The sequence below is a fragment of the Limnohabitans sp. WS1 genome, assembly GCF_003063265.1.
In the GTDB taxonomy this organism is placed as follows: Bacteria; Pseudomonadota; Gammaproteobacteria; order Burkholderiales; family Burkholderiaceae_C; genus Limnohabitans_A.
This window is the reverse complement of sequence record NZ_NERU01000009.1, coordinates 87066-105352: the sequence shown is the minus strand read 5'-3', so window position 1 is coordinate 105352 and position 18287 is coordinate 87066. Positions and strand designations below refer to the sequence as shown.

Below are 18287 nucleotides of genomic sequence, written 5' to 3'. Positions count from 1 at the left end.
AAAAACGAATTAAACCACTGACACCCCTTGCCTTGTATACAGAAAACCCTGAAAACACCGATATTTGCTCAAGTTTTAGGCAATTTTTGGATGTCCTGTATCCAATGAGACAAACCCAACCCCGCTGCGACAATCTCCGCATTGAAAGAAAAACACGTCATGAACTTGGAATTTCTGGAATTTGACTGCAGCGAAGACACCGAAGGCGTGGTCTGCTGGGATGCCCTGGCCCAACCCGCGGCCCGTCACACCCCGGCCCTGCTGCACGAAGTGACGCGGCTGCTGGCTTGGGCACATCGCTTTGGCCCACAAGCCCCCGGTCCACTGGAAGACGGGGCGGATTGGGACTTTGATCTGCACATCCGCAGGGCCCACGCGCCCGTGTCCGCCCATTGGGACAGCACACAAGAAAAGCTGGACCTGTCACCCACACCGTCGACCGATGACGTCATCACCCTGAGCCTGAGCATCAGCGGCACCCCGGCATTTGCCCAAGCCTTTCGCGATGGCTGGAACGCCCCATGACCAAGGCCCCTGACACCGCCCTAAGCCCTGCGCCGGTCAGCTTTGTGCAGGCCCTCAAATTCTGGCTGTGGCTGGGCTGTGTCAGCTTTGGTGGTCCTGCAGGGCAAATCGCGCTGATGCACGAAGAACTGGTGGTGCGCCGCCGCTGGATTTCTGAAAAGCGCTACCTGCACGCCCTGCATTACTGCATGCTGCTGCCCGGCCCTGAAGCCCAACAACTGGCCACCTACACCGGCTGGCTGATGCACGGTACGCGCGGCGGCATCGCGGCGGGGGCTTTGTTTGTGCTGCCCAGTCTGGTTCTGTTGATGGTGCTCAGTTGGGCCTACACCGTCTGGGGTCAACACCCTTGGGGACAGGCGCTGCTCTGGGGCCTCAAGCCTGCAGTGACAGCACTGGTGCTGCAGGCCGCCCACCGCATGGCCAAGCGCACGCTGAAAGACCGCTGGCTGTGGCTGCTGGCCGCTTTGTCTTTGTTGGGCACCCTCTGGGGCGTGCCCTTTCCGGTGATCATTGTTGGCGCGGCGGCCATGGGGTTTTACAGGGCTCGCCATCGGCATGACCAGCCACCCCTCACCCCACCCCCGAGCGCCGACACGGCGTCCACCCACTCAGCGGCTTGGCTTGATGACCATTCAGAACAAGGCCAACACACGCACCACAGCCCGAAACGCTTGTGGCGTGCGCTGGGCATGGGTCTGGGCTTGTGGGCACTCAGTTGGGGGCTGATCGCCTGGTTGTTCGGCATGGGCCACACCTTGACGCAAATGGGTGGCTTTTTCACGCAATCGGCCCTGCTGACTTTTGGTGGGGCTTATGCGGTCTTGCCCTTTGTCACACAAGCGGCGGTGGTGCAGTACGGCTGGCTCACGGCCGCGCAAATGATGGATGGTCTGGCGCTGGGTGAGACCACACCCGGGCCACTGATCATGGTGGTGGCCTTTGTTGGTTTTTTGGGTGGGCACAGCCAGGCCGTGCTCGGCCATCCCGTGCTGGGTGGCGTTGTGGCGGCCTGCGTGGTGACTTGGTTCACTTTTCTGCCCTCCTTTGTGTTCATTTTGGCAGGTGGGCCACTGGTTGAATCGACGCGGCACATGCCCTCACTGACTGGCCCTTTGCAAGCCATCACGGCCGCCGTGATCGGCGTCATCTTGCACCTGGCGGGGGTGTTCGCGCATCACACGTGGTGGCCCGGCGGATGGCAAACCTGGCCCGACCTGAGTGCCATGGCGCTGACGGTCATCGCCATCTGGGCCTTGGTCTGGAAGGGAACAGGCGTGGTGCGCGTGCTCAGCCTCTGTGTGGTGCTGGGCTTGCTGCGGCACGCCCTGTTGTGATGCGGCACAACAAGTCACGCATGGCGCTTGAAGTGCTGGACCCTGGCTTGACAGCCTGAGACAATGTGCACCTTGACTTCGGGTTATTTCATGGCATCCAACACCACATCCACATCTTCGTCATTTGCCCCCCTGCAAAACGACACCTTCCTTCGCGCTTGCCTGCGCCAGGCCACCGACCACACCCCCGTCTGGCTCATGCGCCAAGCTGGCCGCTATTTGCCCGAGTACTGCGCCACCCGCGCCAAGGCCGGCAGTTTCATGGGCCTGGCCACCAACGTCGACTACGCCACCGAAGTCACGCTCCAGCCACTCGATCGTTACCCGCTCGACGCCTCCATCTTGTTCAGCGACATCCTCACCGTGCCCGACGCCATGGGCTTGGGCCTTTCCTTTGCCCAAGGCGAAGGCCCGCGTTTTGCCAAGAACGTGCGCGACGAAGCGGCCGTGGCCGAGTTGGCCGTGCCCGACATGAACAAGCTGCGCTATGTGTTCGACGCGGTCACCAGCATCCGCAAGGCGCTGAACGGCCGCGTACCGCTGATCGGCTTTTCCGGCAGCCCCTGGACGCTGGCTTGCTACATGGTCGAGGGCGCAGGCTCTGACGACTACCGGCATGTGAAGACCCTGATGTACAGCCGCCCGGACCTGATGCACCGCATTCTGGAAATCAACGCCGACGCCGTGGCCCTGTACCTGAACACCCAGATCGAAGCCGGTGCGCAAGCGGCCATGATTTTTGACAGCTGGGGCGGCGTGTTGGCCGATGGCGCTTTTCAGCAATTCAGCCTGGCCTACACGGCCCGCGTGCTGAGCCAATTGAAGACCGAGCACAACGGCCAGCGCATCCCCAGCATCGTGTTCACCAAAGGCGGCGGCTTGTGGCTGCCCGAGATGGCCGGTCTGAACTGCGATGTGCTGGGTCTGGACTGGACCATGAACCTGGGCCGTGCACGCGCCTTGGTGGGCGGCGAAGTCGGTGGCCCCGGCAAAGCGCTGCAAGGCAACATCGACCCCAACATCTTGTTTGCGCCGCCTGCGCAGATCGCCACCGAGGTGCACCGGGTGCTCGACAGCTTTGGCACGCCGCACACCGACACCACCCAAACCGGCCCCACCCACATCTTCAACCTGGGCCACGGCATCAGCCAGTACACCCCGCCCGAGCATGTGACGGCGCTGGTGGAGGCCGTGCACAGCCATTCGCGGAAACTGCGGCAAGGCTGAGTCACAGCATTTCAGGGGGGCGGCCAAAGTGCCTGTGCGATGATGAAAATCGCCGGGCCCTCAAAACCCACGCTGAGGCCGGCCCATTTCTCCTTGTCAAAACGCCTGCTCAACGCGCAAGCACAGAGCATGCAGTTCAAGGAAACGGACTCTTTGTGTTCAAACACAATCGATCTGGCTCGCGCAGCACCAGGCCCGCTGCCGCCATGTCGGCCAAGGCGCGGTAGAGCGCTTCGTGGCTCACACCCAATTCAGCAGCCAACGATTTGTAGCCCGCCGTAACGGAGCAGCAACCACCCGTGCCTTCGGTCTCCAGCCAGTGCAAGAGACGCGCTTGGACGCCCTTGAGGTTCAGGCGTTCGCACTGCAGGCGCAAGCGGCGCACCTCTTGGTTGAGCATGGCGATCCAGCGCAAAGCAAAGGCTGCGTCGTCTGTCAACGCTTGCAAGAGCGCGGGCACGGGGACGCAGGTGATGCGCGCATCCACCACCACCACCGCGTCGCAGTGGTAATGAGGGGACTGCAAGCTGGCCTCGCTGACAAAGCCTTGGTGGGTGCGCTGCAAAACCACGCTGGTGCCGTTGGCCGCAGCGCGCTCGAGCACCACTTGGCCCGTGTGCACCCAAAACAAATACCGCGGACGCTGGCCTTTGGCAAACAAACGCTCACCTTTGCGCATCCGTCGCAGCTCGCAATCGTCCACGATGGCGGGCGGCAAAAGGGCCAGCAGACGCGGGTCGGCAGGCATATCGGTGGCTGAGTTGTTCATGTGATTCAAATCATATGAGAAATCACCGCCGGACCCCATACTGGTGGTATGACAACGTCCTTCTTTGCATTTGGCCAAACCCTGCCGGACTACAAGGTACCTGTGTTCAACGAACGCGCGGTGCGTGCAAGTGCCGGCATTTTGTTTTTGTTGGCCTTCGCCGCCTTTTCGCAAGCCTTGCTTTTGGGGCAATTCAAAGCCACACAGGTTTTTGTGGTGGCCTTTGTGATCGAGTTCAGTATTCGCCTGTTCGTCAACCCGCGCTGGGCACCGGCCATGATCATGAGCCAATGGGTCGTGCGCGGCCAAGAGCCCGAATACGTGGGCGCGCCCCAAAAGCGGTTTGCCTGGGGTATCGGATGGGCTTTGGGCCTGTGGATGCTGTATTTGCTGGTGATTGAGCGCAGCATCGGGCCTCTGAACATGTTGGTGTGCGGCACCTGTTTGTTGTTGATGTTTTTTGAAACCGCATTCGGCATTTGCATCGGCTGCAAATTGCACGACTGGTTGCGCCCAGCTCAAGCCCAACTGTGCCCCGGCGGCACCTGTCGCTACACAGCACCGGTCGGTACGGGAGGGCATTGGGGTCAGGGCTTGCTGCTCTTGGGGTTTGCAGCGGTGATGGTGGTTGTGGCGGGTTGGGTCTCACAGGGCCCCGAGCTGCGCGGCATGCACCACCCTGCGGTGCAAGTGCCCTCCACCCACCCCAAGGCCAGCGAAGAAGAGCGCTGCAAGGTGCCCGATTTTGCAAAGGCCATGGGCCACGAAACCATTTGGAAACAACACAACGGCTGTCTTTGAAAGGACCTTCCCATGAACACCCCACTGACCTTTGACGTCGAAAACATCAAATGCGGCGGCTGCGAAAACTCCATCCGCAAAGGCCTGTGCAGCATCGCGGGCGTGAGCGACGTACACATCGACCGTGAACAGCAGCGCATCACCCTCTTGGCCGATGAATCCGAACGCAGCGCCATCGCCGAGAAACTGCGCAGCATGGGCTACCCCGAACAAGGCACGGTGGCCGGCTTTCAGTCGGGTTTGGCGCAGGCCAAGTCGATGGTGAGCTGCGCGATCGGCAAGGTCAGTGCTTGAGCACTGGCACTGAAAAGTCGCTCTGCGACAAAGTGACGCTCAAGCCCTAAAACCCGATCTACGGGGAGGCTGCGACCATGTTCAACACAAGGCCACGCACGCCGGTCTTGACGCCCGGCATCTCCACCTGAAAATCGCCGGCTTGCTTTTGCGCTGATCCGGTTTTGGAAATGCGAGCGACCAAACGCACTTGTGTCAGCGATGACAACAAGGGTGGTGCCCCCATGCCCATGCTGTCGTTCAAAGCAAAAGGAACAGGCCAAGCGACAGGCGTGCCACGCCAAATGGCCACGGGGCGGCGCGAACCCTCTTCGGCCATGGCGTAAACAAACAAGGTGGAGCCTGCGGCGATTTGGCTTTGCACCTCGGGCGAGACATGGACTTCGCCCTGGATGAGGGGCTGGGTGTCACCTGCCGGAATCACTGCTGACACCATCCCTGCCCCCGCTGCTGCGGTTGCTCCAGGTGCCGCCGCCATCTCGGCCATCATCTCGGCCGCTTTCGCCAGCGCCTGCTGCAAGCCTTGGCCCGCCTCGCTGTCAGCAGGCACCAAAGCCAAGGCACGCTGCCAGTAGTTTTGCGCTGCGGCGTGCCGTTTTTCAGACAGCGCCGCGCTGCCCGCGAGCACCAGCGCATTCAGGTGCTGGGGCTGTGTGCGCAGCACGTCTTCAATCCACTGCCAAGGCTCGCCGGTGTAGACCCCACCTGCACTCAAGGCTTTCATTTGCGCCCGCTCGATCCACAGATCGGGCTCGGGCGACAAGGCCAACACACGCGCCAGGGCCTGTTCGGCTGGGGCATGCGCGTTTTGGGCGGCGTGCAGCCGCGCCAGCGTCAACCAAGCCTGGGCATCCTCCGGGCGTTTTTGCGTGGCTTGTTGCCACACGCGGGTTTGCTCAGCCAATTGCTCGGGTGTGGTGGCGCTGATCTTGACCTGCTGGCTCAAGGGCACAGGCCACCAGCTTTGCGGTGCACCCAGCTGCCAATAACTCAGGCCACTGAGCAAGACCAAGGCCCCAACCAACCAATGCCACCGTGCAGGAACGGCAGCCACAGGATGCTCATCGGCCCGCGATGCATCGTCCAACAGATGGCGCAGCAACTCATCTCGAGCTGCCTGATGCTGAAGGGCCGTCAAACGACCTTCGGCCAAAGAACGGTCCAGATCGGCCAGGTGCTGCTGATGGATGTCGCGGTTGGTACGCGACTGCTCTTCGATGGCCACGGCTTGTCCCTGTGACCTCAAACCACGCAGCAAGACCCCCGCCGCCAGCGCCCCCAAGGCCAGCAGCACCCACAACAAACCCAGCCAAGGCGGCAAAAAGGACATCAGGACTCCAGCAGTTGGCGGGCACGTTCGCGCTCGCGTTCGGTCAAAGGCACGGGCGCGGCAGGTGTGCGGCGCATCAAGCGCAGCGCCAGGGCCAATGCACCCAACAACAACACAAAGGGGCCAAACCACAAAAGCCAGGTCACGGGCTTGACCTCGGGCTTGTAGAGCACAAAGTCACCATAGCGGCTGACCAGAAAGCTGCGGATGTCGGCATCGCTTTGGCCCCGCTCGATCAGGCCGCGCAGCTCACGCCGCAAGTCCAATGCCAGCTCGGCATTGGACGAGGCCAGCGATTCGTTTTGGCACACCAGGCAACGCAGCTCGGCCGCGATGTGGTCCCAGCGCGCCTGCACAGCGGCCGACATGGGGGCATCGGTGTGCGCGGCCACAGGCGCGCCCACACCTGGCAAAGTCGCCTGCACAGTCGATGGGACTGAAGCACCGCTGTTCGCAGCATCTGTCGCAACATTGGCCACACCCATTGCCGAACCACCTGGCGCTTGGGCCGCCGCACAGGCGCACCACAGCCCAACGCAGACCAGCATGCCATGAAGCAACACACGCATCAGTTCACCCCCCGCAGCAAGGGCAAGAGTTTTTGCTGCACCACATCGGGCGTCAAAGCCCCGGCGTGCTTGAAACGCACCACGCCCTCGTGGTCGATCAAATAGGTTTCGGGCAAGCCGTACACCCCAAAATCCATGCCCACCCGGCCGTCCATGTCCAGCAGGTTCACGCCAAAAGCCTGGCCGTGTTTTTGCAACCAGGCCTGGCTGCGCGCCGTGGCTTTTTGCACCGATTCGGCGCTGAGTGAGTCTTGACCCGACAGCTCCGAGGCCTGCAGCTCTTTGTAATTGATGCCCACCATCTTCAGGCCGGGCTGGCGGGCCAGCGCCATCAAAATCGGGTGCTCTTCTTTGCAGCCTGCGCACCAGGTGGCCCACAGGTTGACCAGGGTGAGCTGCCCCTTGAACTGCCCTGCGTTGAACACGCCCGGCCCACCCACCACCGGCAACTCAAAAGCCGGTGCGGTGCGGCCAATGAGTGGCGAGGGAATCTCTTGCGGGTTGCGCGTGAGGCCCACCGCCAAAAACACCACCATGCCCAAAAACAACGCCAGCGGCACAAACACCCAGCGTGGCATGCGCCGACTTGGGGCCTTGGCAGACAGCGCGCTCATGACACTGCACCTTTGGCCACAGCGACAGGCGATGCAGCGCGCAAGCCCGACGCACCCAAACCCATGCCCATGTCAGCCTGAGCGCCAGGCGCACGCGCTGCCGAAGGGACCTGCCGGTAACGCCGATCAAACGCCGCCAAGCCACCGCCCAGCACCATGAACACCGCACCCAGCCAGATCCACGACACAAAAGGCTTGTGGTAGACCCGGAAACTCCACTGCGGCGGCTCGCCCGCCAAGGGCTCACCCAAAGACACATAGCGGTCACGCCACAGGTTGCGGTCGATCGCGGCCTCGGTCATGGGCATGGCACTCGACACATAGCGGCGCTTTTCAGGCTGCAGGGTGCCCACTTCACGCTCACGGCCGGGCTCGCCTTCAAACATCTTCATCTGGGCACGCAAGGCGAGGTAGTTGGGCCCCAAGTGCTGGTCCACGCTGAGCAGTTGGTAACGCACACCGGCCACCGTGACCGAGTCGCCCAAGCCCAGACGCACATCGCGCTCGACCTGAAAGGACTTCACGCCTGTGATGCCCAGCACCAGCACCGCCACGCCCAGGTGCGCCACCTGCATGCCCCACCAGGCCAAGCCCGGCGAGCCCGGCAGGCGCAAGCGCTGCACGATTTGCCAAGCGCCCGACAGCACAATCCAGCCACCCAGCGTGCCGCCCATCACCGTGAGCCAGCCGCCTGCGGTGGTCGTGCTGCCCTCCCCCATGGGTGCACCGCCCCAAGTGGCCCACGCGCTGGCCAACAAAAGCGCCAAAGCCCCGGGCACCAGCACCGAGCGCACCGCTGCCCAGCGCGCCACATGCCAAGGCACCACCGTGCCCGGCACCATGGCCAAGAGCAGCGGCACCATCAGGGGCACAAACACGCGGTCGAAATACGGCGGCCCCACCGAGAGCTTGCCCAGGTTCAGCGCATCGATGATCAGCGGGTACAAAGTGCCCAAGAGCACTGCTGCCATGGCCACCACCAAGAGCACGCTGTTGAGCAGCAAAAACGATTCGCGCGAACCGGCCACCGGCTGCGAAGCGTTGGCCCACTGCGGCGCACGCCAGGCAAACAAGGCCAGCGACACGCCCACCACCACGAGCAAAAACAGCAAGATGAAAACGCCCCGTCCCGGGTCGGTGGCAAAGGCGTGTACCGAAGTCAACACGCCCGAGCGCACGAGGAAAGTGCCCAGCAGGCTGAGCGAAAACGCACCAATGGCCAGCAGCACCGTCCAGGCCTTGAACTGCCCGCGCTTGTCGGTGACCATGAGCGAATGGATCAGCGCCGTGGCCACCAGCCAAGGCATGAGCGAGGCGTTTTCCACCGGGTCCCAAAACCACCAGCCGCCCCAGCCCAATTCGTAATACGCCCACCACGAACCCAGTGCGATGCCCAGCGTCAAAAAGCCCCAGGCCGCCACTGTCCACGGCCGCGCCCAACGCGCCCACGCTGCATCCAACCTGCCCGACAGCAACGCCGCCATGGCAAAAGCAAAGGCCACCGACAAACCCACATAGCCCATGTAGAGCATGGGCGGGTGGATCACCAAACCGGGGTCTTGCAGCAAAGGCGTCAAATCACGGCCCTCGGATGGAGCCGGAAACTGCCGCGCAAACGGGTTGGACAATGTGAGGATAAAGGCCAGAAAACCCACCGACACCGCGCCCATCACACCCAGCACCTGCGCCACCAGGGCCTGCGGCAAGCGCCTGGAAAACGTGGCCACCGCCACCGACCACAGCGCCAGCATCAAGACCCACAGCAGCAGCGAGCCTTCGTGACCCGCCCAAATGGCCGACAAACGGTAGGGCGTGGGCAGCAAGGTGTTGGAGTGGTGGGCCACGTACTTGACGCTGAAATCGTGCACATAAAACGCGTGCCACAAAGCGCCAAAGGCCAACACGATCAGCGCCAGTTGCAAGACCGCCAAAGGCCTCGCCAGCGCTTGCCAGCCCGCACGCCGCGCTGACAAGCTGCCCCACAGCGGCAGCACCGCCTGCGCCAAGGCGACCCAGGCCGCCATGATCAAGGCCAAATGACCGGCTTCAGGCCACATAGACAGCTCCGTTCAGATCAGGGCGAGTCATCGCACCACCCCCGCGCCCATGCGGGCCTTGGCCGCCTCGTCCAGCGCGTGCTGGGCTTCGGGCGGCATGTAGTTTTCGTCGTGCTTGGCCAGCACCTCACTGGCCACAAACAGGCGGCCCGCGTCCAGGCTGCCTTGCGCCACCACGCCCTTGCCTTCTTTGAACAAATCGGGCAGCAGGCCCACGTAGCGCACCGGCACCTCGCGCTGCGTGTCGGTCACCACAAAAGCCACCGCCATGCCGTCGCGCTGGATGCTGCCCGCCTTGACCAAACCGCCGACACGAAAATGCCCCTCTTTGGGCGCTTCGCCCGCCACCACTTGCGTGGGCGTGAAGAAAAACACCAGGTTGCTCTGGAAGGCGTTGAGTACAAAAAACAGCGCACCACACACAAGCAGCAAGCCCAGTGCGATGCCAAACAGTCGCTGGTGGCGGCTTTTCATGATGCGGCTCCTGGGGTGAAAGAAGTCTGCTGCGCTGCGGGGTGCGAAGGGCTGGGGCCTGTACCGTTGGGGCCCCTGTGGAGATTGGGGGACTGGGGCACAACAGCATGCACAGACCTGTGATCTGTGTCATCTTCGGCGGCAGCGTCCATGGCCTCGCACACCGCGTCCAGCGCTTGTCGCCTGCCCATGCGTGCGAGCAGCACTTCCAAAACCAGCAAGGCCGCACTCACGCCCATGCTGCCCCACACGTAAACGCCATAGCCGCCCATGGCCCAAAACTCGGCTGCGCTTTGCCAAATCATGCGGCACCTCGCAATGCGTGTTGCGCGCGGTGCGCCATCACCTCGGGCAGTTGTTGCACCCAAGCGGCGTGGCTGTCACGCTCCAAAATCAAACTGCGCACGCGCCACAAAGCGATGGCCGCCGCATACAACCAAATCGCCAAGCTCATCAGCAGCATGCCGGTCAGCATGATGCTGGCCATGCGCGGTGACTGCGTCAGCGACACCGAAGCGCCCTGGTGCAAGGTGTTCCACCACTTGACCGAGAAATAAATGATGGGCACGTTCACTGCGCCCACCACCGCCACCAAGGCGCCGGCCCGGTCCGAGCGGCGCGGGTCTTCAATGGCCGAGGTCAAGGCGATGTAGCCCAAATACAAAAACAGCAGGATCAGCATTGAAGTCAAGCGCGCGTCCCACACCCAGTAAGTGCCCCACATCGGCTTGCCCCACAAGGCCCCGGTCCACAGCGACAAAAAGGCCAGCAAAGCCCCTGTGGGCGCGAGCGCCCGCGTCATCAGGCCCGACAAACGCGTGTTGAACACCAGACCCAGCACACTCCAAAACGCCATGGCCAGGTAAATGACCATGGCCATCCATGACACGGGCACATGGATGTAAATGATGCGGTAGGCTTGGCCCTGCTGCGCGTCGGACGGCGCGACCATGAAGCCCACCCACAAACCCGCCAGCGCAAGCGCCGTGGCCAGCAGCGCCAGCCAGGGCCAGATGCGCCCAGCCAAGGGGTAGAAGTGCTGCGGCGCGGCGTAGTGAAAGAGCTTCATGGTCCGTTCCTCTTCATTCCAGCGCCAAGCGCAAAGCCGCTGCACAGGCCCAGGGGCTGAGCGCCGCCGAAGCCAGCAAGAGCGCCAACAAAATGGACACATGCGCCTCGGCCCCCAGGCCGCGCATCTGTGCATCGACCGCGCCCGTGCCAAACACCAGCACCGGCACATACAAAGGCAAGAGCAAAAGCGACTGCAGCACCCCGCCGCCGCGTACACCCAAGGTGAGGGCCGCACCGATCGCGCCCAGCAGTGACAGCACGGGCGTGCCGATCAAGAGCGTGAGCGCCAGCATGCCCAAGGCCTCTGGCCCCAAACCCAACTGCAGGCCCAAGAGCGGCGACAGCATCACCAAGGGCAGGCCCGAGATCAGCCAATGCGCCAGCAGCTTGGCGCTGACCAGCCAAGGCAGGGGCGCGGCCGACAGCGCCAGCTGCTCCAGGCTGCCGTCCTGGTGGTCGGCATCGAACAAACGGCCCAGGCTCAGCATGCTCGCCAGCAAAGCCGCCACCCACAACACTCCCGGCCCGATCAGGCGCAGTGTGTCCGGCTCGGGGCCGATGGCCAGCGGAAACAAAGCCGCCACCAACACAAAGAAAAACACCGCGCCCAACCACTCGGCCTTGCGCCGCAGGGCCAGGCGCAGGTCGCGCCGCAGCACGCCGCCCATGGCCTGCCAAGGGCTGGGCAGCATGGGCTGAGCCGCAAGCGCTGACACAGGGGCGGTCATGGCGGGGGTGTTCATGCGTGGCCCAACTGCAAGCGCGCACCTGGGCCTTGCAGACCCACATCGTGGTGGCTGGTCATGACCACCGCGCCACCTGCATCCACATGCGACTGCAGCAAGGCGCGTGCCGTGGCGGTGGCCTGCACGTCCAAGCCCACCAGGGGCTCGTCCAAAATCCACAGCCGCGCCGGGCTGGTGCGCAAACGCGCCAAGGCCACACCTTGCCGCTGGCCTTGCGACAAGACCCGCACGGGCAGGTGGGCCCGGCTTTGCAGGCCCTGCGCGGCCAGCGCTTGCAGCGCCTGCTGGCGGCTGAGCACCAAGCCGCTGACCTGGGCATCGGCGCACAGGTTTTCACAAGCGGTCAGATCGGGCTTGAGGCCCAGCGCGTGGCCGATGTAATGCAGCACCGAACGGTCGGGGCGCGAAAGCGAAGAAGAAGGCCACCGCACCTGGCCGCGCGCCGCCGGGGACAGGCCGCACAGGATGCGCAGCAAACTGGTCTTGCCGCAGCCGTTGCCGCCTTCGATGTGCAACCAGCTGCCCGCGGGTACAGAAAAGCTCACGCCCTCGAACAAGGTCCGCTGGGCCTTTTGGCAGGCCAGGTCCATCGCTGTGAGCACCCAAGACGCCATGAAAGGACTTTCCGGTCGGTTGTAGACGAAGCAAAGTGTAACGATGGATTGACACTTTGTGTCCTCAAAGCCTTGTTTCAGGCTAGTAAATCAGGGTATGCCCTGAGTTGGGGGTTGGAAATGGATACAAAAAAACCGCCCGAAGGCGGTTTTGGAGGTCTCTGCGGGAAGTAGACCGCTTTAACCAGAAGGCATCAAGCCTTTTTGGCCCAAGCCGAGCACCAGCCCTTGGCAGCCACTTGTTTGCCCGCAAACAAGGGGCAGCCACCGGCTGCAGCACCGGCCTTGCCTTGGAACAGCGCGCAGTTGGCGCAGTTGGAGCCGGCTGCGAACTTGGGGTTCTTGGCCTTGTCCACTTTGGTGCCGTCAGCTTTGTAGGCCAGTCCTGCCGCTTGGGGGTCTTTCTCGTCCACCATGGCTTGGGCAGAAGCCTCGCTCACAGCCAAAACGGCGGTGGCAGCAGTGGCCACTTGCATCATGAACACGCGGCGGGTCGATGAGAGGGAAGAAAAACGGGACATAGAAGATTCCTTGGAAGAAACAGTCAGAAAATACTGAACAGTTCATTGTGCGCCACATCAGTCACTTTGTCATTCAGCCCAAGATACTTGAGCAAAACACACAGGAAAGACCCTGCTTTTAAATGTCAACCGCCATGGACAGTGGCGTGTCAGAATGCAGCTTTGTTTTCATACGCACCAGACACAAGGGTTTTGACATGCTGCAACTGCTCATCGGATTGGCCCTCTTTTTGGGAATTCACTCACTGCAAAGTCTGGCCTCGCAGGTGCGCCAAAACAGCATCGCCCGCTGGGGGCCTCTGGGTTTTAAGGCCGTTTATGCCGCAGTGGCTGTCCTTGGGCTTTATCTGCTGGTGCAAGGTTACGGCCAGGCACGGCTGGACCCGGTGGTGCTGTGGACACCCCCGCGTGGCATGCAGCACGCGACCATCTTGCTGATGTGGGTGGCCATGGTCTTGCTCGTGGCCAGTTATGTGCCCGGCAACCAGATCAAAGCCAAAATGCGCCACCCCATGACCTTGTCGGTCAAGGTCTGGGCGCTGGGGCATTTGCTGTCGAATGGCAACTTGGCCGATGTGCTCTTGTTTGGAGGTTTCCTTGTCTGGTCAGTACTGGTATTTCGTGCGGCCCGAAAGCGCGATCGCCAAAGCCTTCACTCTGCGCCCGAAGGCAAGCTGCTGAGCACTTTGCTGGCCGTGGTGGTGGGCACTGGCGTATGGGCCGCATTTTTGATGGGCGGCTTGCACCTCTGGCTGGTGGGCGTGATGCCTTTCACCCGCGCTGTTTGATGGCAGACTGACGTGCAAGCCACTGGTTCGCCTTCTGCTCCGAACGTTGTTGCGCCAGCTGGGGTCCCCGCTCGCAAGTTGTGCACCGACTGCGGCCTCTCGCGCACCGATGAACCCAAACGCTGCGGCCAGGCCTGCCAGTTCATCCAGCCCGATTACCCGGGCTTGGAGCAGCGTGTGCATGGCCGTGTGCGCCAAACCAACACCCCCGTCCAAAGCGCCCAACCCGACGAACTGTTTTTCGGTCCCTACCAGCAGATCCTGAGCGCCCGCTTGGATCCGCCCACCCAAGGCGCGCAGTGGACCGGCATCACCACCCGCTTGGCCGAAGTGTTGCTCGAAAAAGGCCTGGTGGACGCCGTGATCGCCATGGCCGCCGACCCGCACGACCGCTGGCGGCCGCGCCCGGTGCTGGTCACCCGCGCCGAAGACATGGCGCAATGCCGGGGCATGCGCATGGGTTACGCGCCGCTGCTGAGTCTGGTGGAGCCCGCCTTGGCACAAGGCCACAAGCGCTTGGCCGTGATCGGCATCCCCTGCCAGATTTACGCCCTGCGCGCCATCCAGCCCCAGCTCGAACGCGAGCAAGGCTTGGAGCAACTCTACGTGATCGGCACGCCGTGCTCTGACAACACCACCACCGAAAACTTCCACCAGTTTCTGGGCCTGATTTCGGACCGACCACAAGACATCAGCTATGTCGAGTTCCGCGCCGATTACAAGGTGGAGGTGCGCACCGACCAGGGTGACAAGCGCCTGATCCCGTTTTTGAACCTGCCGCTGTCCACCTTGCCGCCGGACTTTTTCCCACTGACCTGCCGCACCTGCGTGGACTACACCAATGTGCTGGCCGACATCACCGTGGGCTATATGGGCGGGCACGGCCAGCAATGGTTGCTGGTGCGCAACGAACGCGGCCAAGCGGTGCTGGACGGCATTCAGGCGCAATTGGTCACCAGCGCCCCCATCAGCCAAGGCAAAAGGGCGGGCCCGGTGCGCGGCTTCATGGCCAACACCGAACGCGCCGCCGGGGGCCTGCCGCTGCGGCGCATGCCCGCCTGGATCAAACCGCTGGTCAACTGGCTCATGCCTCGGGTGGGGCCACGCGGCCTGGAGTTTGCGCGCGCTCGGGTCGAGATGAAGGCCATCGAGTCCATCTTGCACCTGCGCCGCGAGGCCCCTGCACGCATCAAAAACATGCTGCCGCAACATGTTTGGGATTTGGCGGCACCTTATGGTTTGAAGCCGCAAACCCGACCTGAATCCGACAAAGTGGACAACACCCCCCACAAAACCTGAACGCAAGAGCCAATTAAAAGTGTAAATTTAACTTGACACTTCGCTGTGTCTTTTGGATGATGGGGCGAGAACAGTTTTGCGGAATGCCCCCTATGGCTTTGACCTTCCCTTTTGCGGCCATTGTTGGTCAAGATGAAATGACCCTCGCCATCCAAGTGGTGGCGGTGGACCCGTCGATTGGCGGCGTGCTGGTCTTGGGCGACCGGGGCACCGGCAAATCCACCGCCGTGCGGGCGCTTGCCGACCTGTTGCCCCCGATTTCGGTCGTCAAAGGCTGCCCTTACCGCTGTGACCCGGCCAAACCGGCGGGTGCCTGCCCGGTTTGTCAGGCGCGCGACCCCAAAGCCAAAGTCGCCACCGAGCGCCAGAGCGTGGCTGTGGTCGACCTGCCTTTGGGTGCGACCGAAGACCGTGTGGTCGGCGCACTCGATCTGGAAAAAGCCCTGTCACAAGGCGTCAAGTCCTTCGCCCCCGGCCTGCTGGCCCAGGCGCACCGCGGCTTTTTGTACATCGACGAGGTCAACCTGCTCGATGACCACCTGGTGGACCTGCTGATCGACGTGGCCGCCTCGGGCGAAAACCTGGTCGAACGCGAAGGCCTGAGCGTGCGCCACCCGGCTCGCTTTGTGCTGGTGGGCAGCGGCAACCCCGAAGAAGGCGAGCTGCGCCCACAACTGCTGGACCGCTTTGGCCTGTCGGTGCAGGTGCGCACCCCCCAAGACCTGGCGCTGCGCGTGAGCATCATCAAACGCCGTGACGCTTTCGACAAAGACCCCACCGCCTTCAAAGCGCTGTGGCACAAGGACAACCAAAAGCTGCAAAAACGCATCCTCAAAGCGCGTGACCTGCTGGACGAGGTCGAGGTCAGCGACGACATGCTGATGCTTTGCGCCCGTCTGTGCCAGCAGCTGGGCACCGACGGCCTGCGCGCCGAGCTCACGCTGCTGCGGGCCACCCGCGCTTATGCCGCGCTGCAAGGCCACAAAGCGGTCAAGCCTGAGCACCTGCAAAGCATGGCCCCGCTGGCACTTCGCCACCGCTTGCGCCGCAACCCGTTGGACGACACCGACTCGGGCGCGCGCGTGCAGCGCAGCTTGCAAGAAGTGCTGGCCGCCTGAGTCCTTGATCAGACCCACCATGTTTGCACCGACCCTCTCCTGCAGGCGCGACGCCCTCGCCGCGATTGGCCCCTGGCAAACCTCCCACCATCGCCCCGAGGGCGGGGCTCCCACAAAGATATTCCCTTGTAGGAGCGGCGCCCTCGCCGCGATAAGTCCTTGCCACCCGCACCCATCGCTTCGAAGACGAAGCTCCTGCAAATCCGCTCTTCAACCCTGACATGCCCCGTCAAGCACCCTCCCTGTCTGCGCCCACTGATCCCATGGAGCGTTGGAACGACGCGCTCACCACGCTTCAGTTGCTTCAACTGAGCCCCCATGGTTTCGGCGGCGTGTGCCTCAGCGCGCCACACGGCCCGGTGCGCGAGCGCTGGCTGCAAGCGCTGGCGGGGCTGGGCATCGGCTTGGTCAAAGTACCCGGCTCGGTGGACAGCGAGCGGCTGCTGGGCGGCATCGACCTGGCCCACACCCTGCAAACTGGTCAGCTGCACATGCAAGCAGGTTTGTTGCAACAAGCCGACCAAGGCCTGGTCTGCCTGCCCATGGCCGAACGCCTGTCGCCCGCCCTGCTCGCGCCTTTGGTGCAAGCGCTGGAGCAAGGCCGAGTCCCACCCACCCGCCACAGCGCAGCCCCCACACCCACCCGCTTTGGCGTGGTGGCGCTCGACGAATCCTTGTCCGACGAGCCCGGCGTGGGCGCGGCCCTGGCCGAGCGCCTGGGCGTGTGGCTGGACCTGAACGAACTCTCGCCCAGCGACATCCACGCGGCGTTGCAAGAAGACAACGAATCGGATGGCCTGCAGATTCGCCTCAGCCCCGGTGCTTTGGCCCGCGCTCGCGAGCAACTGCCGCAAGTGCAAGCAAGTGACGAGCACATGCAAGCGCTTTGTGCGGCGGCTTTGGGTTTGGGCATTGGCTCATTGCGTGTGCCCAGCCTGGCGCTGCGCGTGGCTTGCGGCCATGCGGCGCTGAACGGGCGCAGCACGCTGGACGCCGACGATCTGGGTTTTGCCGCGCGCTGCGTGCTCGCGCCTCGCGCCACGCAATGGCCAGCCGAGCCGTCTGCGCAAGAATCAGAACCAGCGCCACCGGAGGACGCCACACCGCCACCAGAGCCGCCTGAGCCCCCAGACAACGCCGATCAAGCGCCGGAAAACGACACTGAAAAAGACAAGGACCCGGACACAGCCCCACCACCTGAACAGAACGCCGAACAGAACACTGAACCGAGTGCCGAAGACCTGCAAGAGATGATGGTCGCCGCCGCCTTGGCCAGCTTGCCGCCGCACATGCTCGACGCACTGATGACGCGCCAAGGTGCGGCCAGCCACAACACCTCGGGCCGCAGCGGCCAAACCCGCGCGGGTTCGCAGCGCGGCCGCCCCCTGCCCCCACGCCCAGGCCGCCCCGGCGGTCAGGCCCGCCTGCATGTGCTGGCCACCTTGCGCGCCGCCGCGCCCAAGCAGCGGCTGCGACAAGCACACAGCACCGGTCGAGTCGCCATCCGAGCCGAAGACTTCCACATCCAGCGCTACCAGCAACGCGCCTCCAGCTGCCTGATCCTGGCACTCGACGCATCCGGCTCAGCCGCTTTGCAGCGCTTGGCCGAGGCCAAGGGTGCGGTCGAGCTGCTGCTGCAGCAATCCTATGCCCGCCGCGACAGCGTGTGCATCGTGTCCTTTCGTGGCGCGCAGGCCCAGCTGCTGCTGCCCATGACACGCTCGCTGGTGCGTGCCAAACGCGCCATGACCGGCCTGCCCGGCGGCGGCGGCACGCCCTTGGCGCTGGCCCTGAAAATGGCGCACGAACAAGCGGCACAGTTGCAGCGCCAAGGCGTCACGCCGATTTTGGTGGTGCTGAGCGACGGCCGCGCCAACGTGACGCTGCAAGGCTTGGGCGGCCGCGCCCAAGCGCAAACCGATGCACAAAACTGGGGCCAGCAGTGGCGCGCCAGCGGCCACCGCGCCTTGTGGATCGACACCTCGATGCACCCCGACGCGCAAGCGCAGCAACTGGCGGCCACCATGGGCGCAAGCTACCTGCCCATGCCGCAGGTGCAGTCGCAGCGCATGGCCCTCGCCATCGAGCGGGTGCGCAACCCCGGCGCGTGAAACGCCTGATCGGCCTGCAACG

The 18287-nt window shown here is 63.4% G+C and carries 20 protein-coding genes; 9 read left to right on the top strand and 11 right to left on the bottom strand.

Annotated features, from left to right (window positions below; all coding sequences use genetic code 11):
• Nucleotides 1-159 precede the first annotated feature (159 nt).
• From B9Z48_RS12545 to hemE, 3 genes are all read left to right on the top strand, one after another.
• Nucleotides 160-525 carry a hypothetical protein gene (locus tag B9Z48_RS12545; RefSeq protein ID WP_108378805.1) on the top strand — a complete coding sequence of 122 codons (366 nt, stop codon included), beginning with the start codon at nucleotides 160-162 and terminating at the stop codon, nucleotides 523-525.
• Nucleotides 522-1862: a chromate efflux transporter gene (gene chrA / locus B9Z48_RS12540; protein ID WP_108378803.1), complete on the top strand. Its 1341-nt coding sequence runs from the start codon at nucleotides 522-524 to the stop codon at nucleotides 1860-1862. Before B9Z48_RS12545 ends, chrA begins: the two co-directional genes overlap by 4 nt.
• A gap of 90 nt (nucleotides 1863-1952) precedes the next feature.
• Nucleotides 1953-3089 carry a uroporphyrinogen decarboxylase gene (hemE, locus tag B9Z48_RS12535; RefSeq protein ID WP_108378885.1) on the top strand — a complete coding sequence of 379 codons (1137 nt, stop codon included), beginning with the start codon at nucleotides 1953-1955 and terminating at the stop codon, nucleotides 3087-3089.
• Nucleotides 3090-3225: 136 nt separating this feature from the next.
• Here hemE and B9Z48_RS12530 read toward each other — a convergent pair whose 3' ends face one another.
• Nucleotides 3226-3858 carry a Crp/Fnr family transcriptional regulator gene (locus tag B9Z48_RS12530; protein WP_158273260.1) on the bottom strand — a complete coding sequence of 211 codons (633 nt, stop codon included), beginning with the start codon at nucleotides 3856-3858 and terminating at the stop codon, nucleotides 3226-3228.
• Between the two features lie 48 nt (nucleotides 3859-3906).
• Between B9Z48_RS12530 and B9Z48_RS12525 the strand changes: the two genes are divergently transcribed.
• Together B9Z48_RS12525 and B9Z48_RS12520 are read left to right on the top strand one after the other, a co-directional pair.
• Entirely contained in the window at nucleotides 3907-4659 is a 753-nt protein-coding gene (locus B9Z48_RS12525; protein ID WP_108378799.1) for a DUF4395 domain-containing protein, read from the top strand.
• A 12-nt stretch (nucleotides 4660-4671) separates the two neighbouring features.
• Nucleotides 4672-4953 (top strand): heavy-metal-associated domain-containing protein, encoded by a 282-nt coding sequence (locus B9Z48_RS12520; RefSeq protein ID WP_199233512.1) that lies wholly within the window; start codon nucleotides 4672-4674, stop codon nucleotides 4951-4953.
• A gap of 58 nt (nucleotides 4954-5011) precedes the next feature.
• Here the strand turns inward: B9Z48_RS12520 and ccmI are convergent, their stop codons facing one another.
• From ccmI to B9Z48_RS12470, 10 genes are all read right to left on the bottom strand, one after another.
• Nucleotides 5012-6283: a c-type cytochrome biogenesis protein CcmI gene (gene ccmI, locus B9Z48_RS12515; protein WP_108378797.1), complete on the bottom strand. Its 1272-nt coding sequence runs from the start codon at nucleotides 6281-6283 to the stop codon at nucleotides 5012-5014.
• Complete coding sequence (locus tag B9Z48_RS12510) at nucleotides 6283-6852, bottom strand: cytochrome c-type biogenesis protein (RefSeq protein ID WP_233261109.1); 570 nt, start codon at nucleotides 6850-6852, stop codon at nucleotides 6283-6285. The genes ccmI and B9Z48_RS12510 overlap by 1 nt, the downstream gene beginning before the upstream one ends.
• On the bottom strand, nucleotides 6852-7466 hold the full coding sequence (locus B9Z48_RS12505) for a DsbE family thiol:disulfide interchange protein (RefSeq protein ID WP_233261108.1): 615 nt from the start codon (nucleotides 7464-7466) through the stop codon (nucleotides 6852-6854). Before B9Z48_RS12505 ends, B9Z48_RS12510 begins: the two co-directional genes overlap by 1 nt.
• Nucleotides 7463-9523 (bottom strand): heme lyase CcmF/NrfE family subunit, encoded by a 2061-nt coding sequence (locus B9Z48_RS12500; protein ID WP_108378793.1) that lies wholly within the window; start codon nucleotides 9521-9523, stop codon nucleotides 7463-7465. Before B9Z48_RS12500 ends, B9Z48_RS12505 begins: the two co-directional genes overlap by 4 nt.
• A gap of 27 nt (nucleotides 9524-9550) precedes the next feature.
• Nucleotides 9551-9997 (bottom strand): cytochrome c maturation protein CcmE, encoded by a 447-nt coding sequence (gene ccmE, locus B9Z48_RS12495; RefSeq protein ID WP_108378791.1) that lies wholly within the window; start codon nucleotides 9995-9997, stop codon nucleotides 9551-9553.
• Complete coding sequence (gene ccmD, locus B9Z48_RS12490) at nucleotides 9994-10302, bottom strand: heme exporter protein CcmD (RefSeq protein ID WP_108378789.1); 309 nt, start codon at nucleotides 10300-10302, stop codon at nucleotides 9994-9996. Before ccmD ends, ccmE begins: the two co-directional genes overlap by 4 nt.
• Complete coding sequence (gene ccmC, locus B9Z48_RS12485) at nucleotides 10299-11066, bottom strand: heme ABC transporter permease CcmC (protein WP_108378787.1); 768 nt, start codon at nucleotides 11064-11066, stop codon at nucleotides 10299-10301. The genes ccmD and ccmC overlap by 4 nt, the downstream gene beginning before the upstream one ends.
• Nucleotides 11067-11079: 13 nt before the next feature.
• Nucleotides 11080-11796, bottom strand: a complete 717-nt coding sequence (gene ccmB, locus B9Z48_RS12480) for a heme exporter protein CcmB (protein WP_233261107.1) — start codon at nucleotides 11794-11796, stop codon at nucleotides 11080-11082.
• 11 nt (nucleotides 11797-11807) lie between these two features.
• The gene (gene ccmA, locus B9Z48_RS12475; RefSeq protein WP_108378785.1) at nucleotides 11808-12428 is read right to left on the bottom strand and encodes a cytochrome c biogenesis heme-transporting ATPase CcmA; all 621 of its coding nucleotides are present in this window, start codon (nucleotides 12426-12428) and stop codon (nucleotides 11808-11810) included.
• A 194-nt stretch (nucleotides 12429-12622) separates the two neighbouring features.
• Nucleotides 12623-12949: a high-potential iron-sulfur protein gene (locus B9Z48_RS12470; RefSeq protein ID WP_199233511.1), complete on the bottom strand. Its 327-nt coding sequence runs from the start codon at nucleotides 12947-12949 to the stop codon at nucleotides 12623-12625.
• A 197-nt stretch (nucleotides 12950-13146) separates the two neighbouring features.
• Between B9Z48_RS12470 and B9Z48_RS12465 the strand changes: the two genes are divergently transcribed.
• The 4 genes from B9Z48_RS12465 to B9Z48_RS12450 all read left to right on the top strand — a co-directional run bounded on the left by B9Z48_RS12465 (nucleotide 13147) and on the right by B9Z48_RS12450 (nucleotide 18265).
• Nucleotides 13147-13737, top strand: a complete 591-nt coding sequence (locus B9Z48_RS12465; protein WP_108378877.1) for an NnrU family protein — start codon at nucleotides 13147-13149, stop codon at nucleotides 13735-13737.
• Nucleotides 13738-13749: 12 nt separating this feature from the next.
• Nucleotides 13750-15036, top strand: coding sequence for a Coenzyme F420 hydrogenase/dehydrogenase, beta subunit C-terminal domain (locus tag B9Z48_RS12460; protein ID WP_108378782.1), 1287 nt, complete (start codon nucleotides 13750-13752; stop codon nucleotides 15034-15036).
• A 92-nt stretch (nucleotides 15037-15128) separates the two neighbouring features.
• Nucleotides 15129-16154 carry a magnesium chelatase ATPase subunit I gene (gene bchI / locus B9Z48_RS12455; protein ID WP_108378780.1) on the top strand — a complete coding sequence of 342 codons (1026 nt, stop codon included), beginning with the start codon at nucleotides 15129-15131 and terminating at the stop codon, nucleotides 16152-16154.
• 221 nt (nucleotides 16155-16375) lie between these two features.
• A complete protein-coding gene (locus tag B9Z48_RS12450; RefSeq protein WP_089956771.1) occupies nucleotides 16376-18265 on the top strand; it encodes a magnesium chelatase subunit D in 1890 nt (629 codons plus the stop codon).
• The last annotated feature ends 22 nt before the right edge of the window (nucleotides 18266-18287 follow it).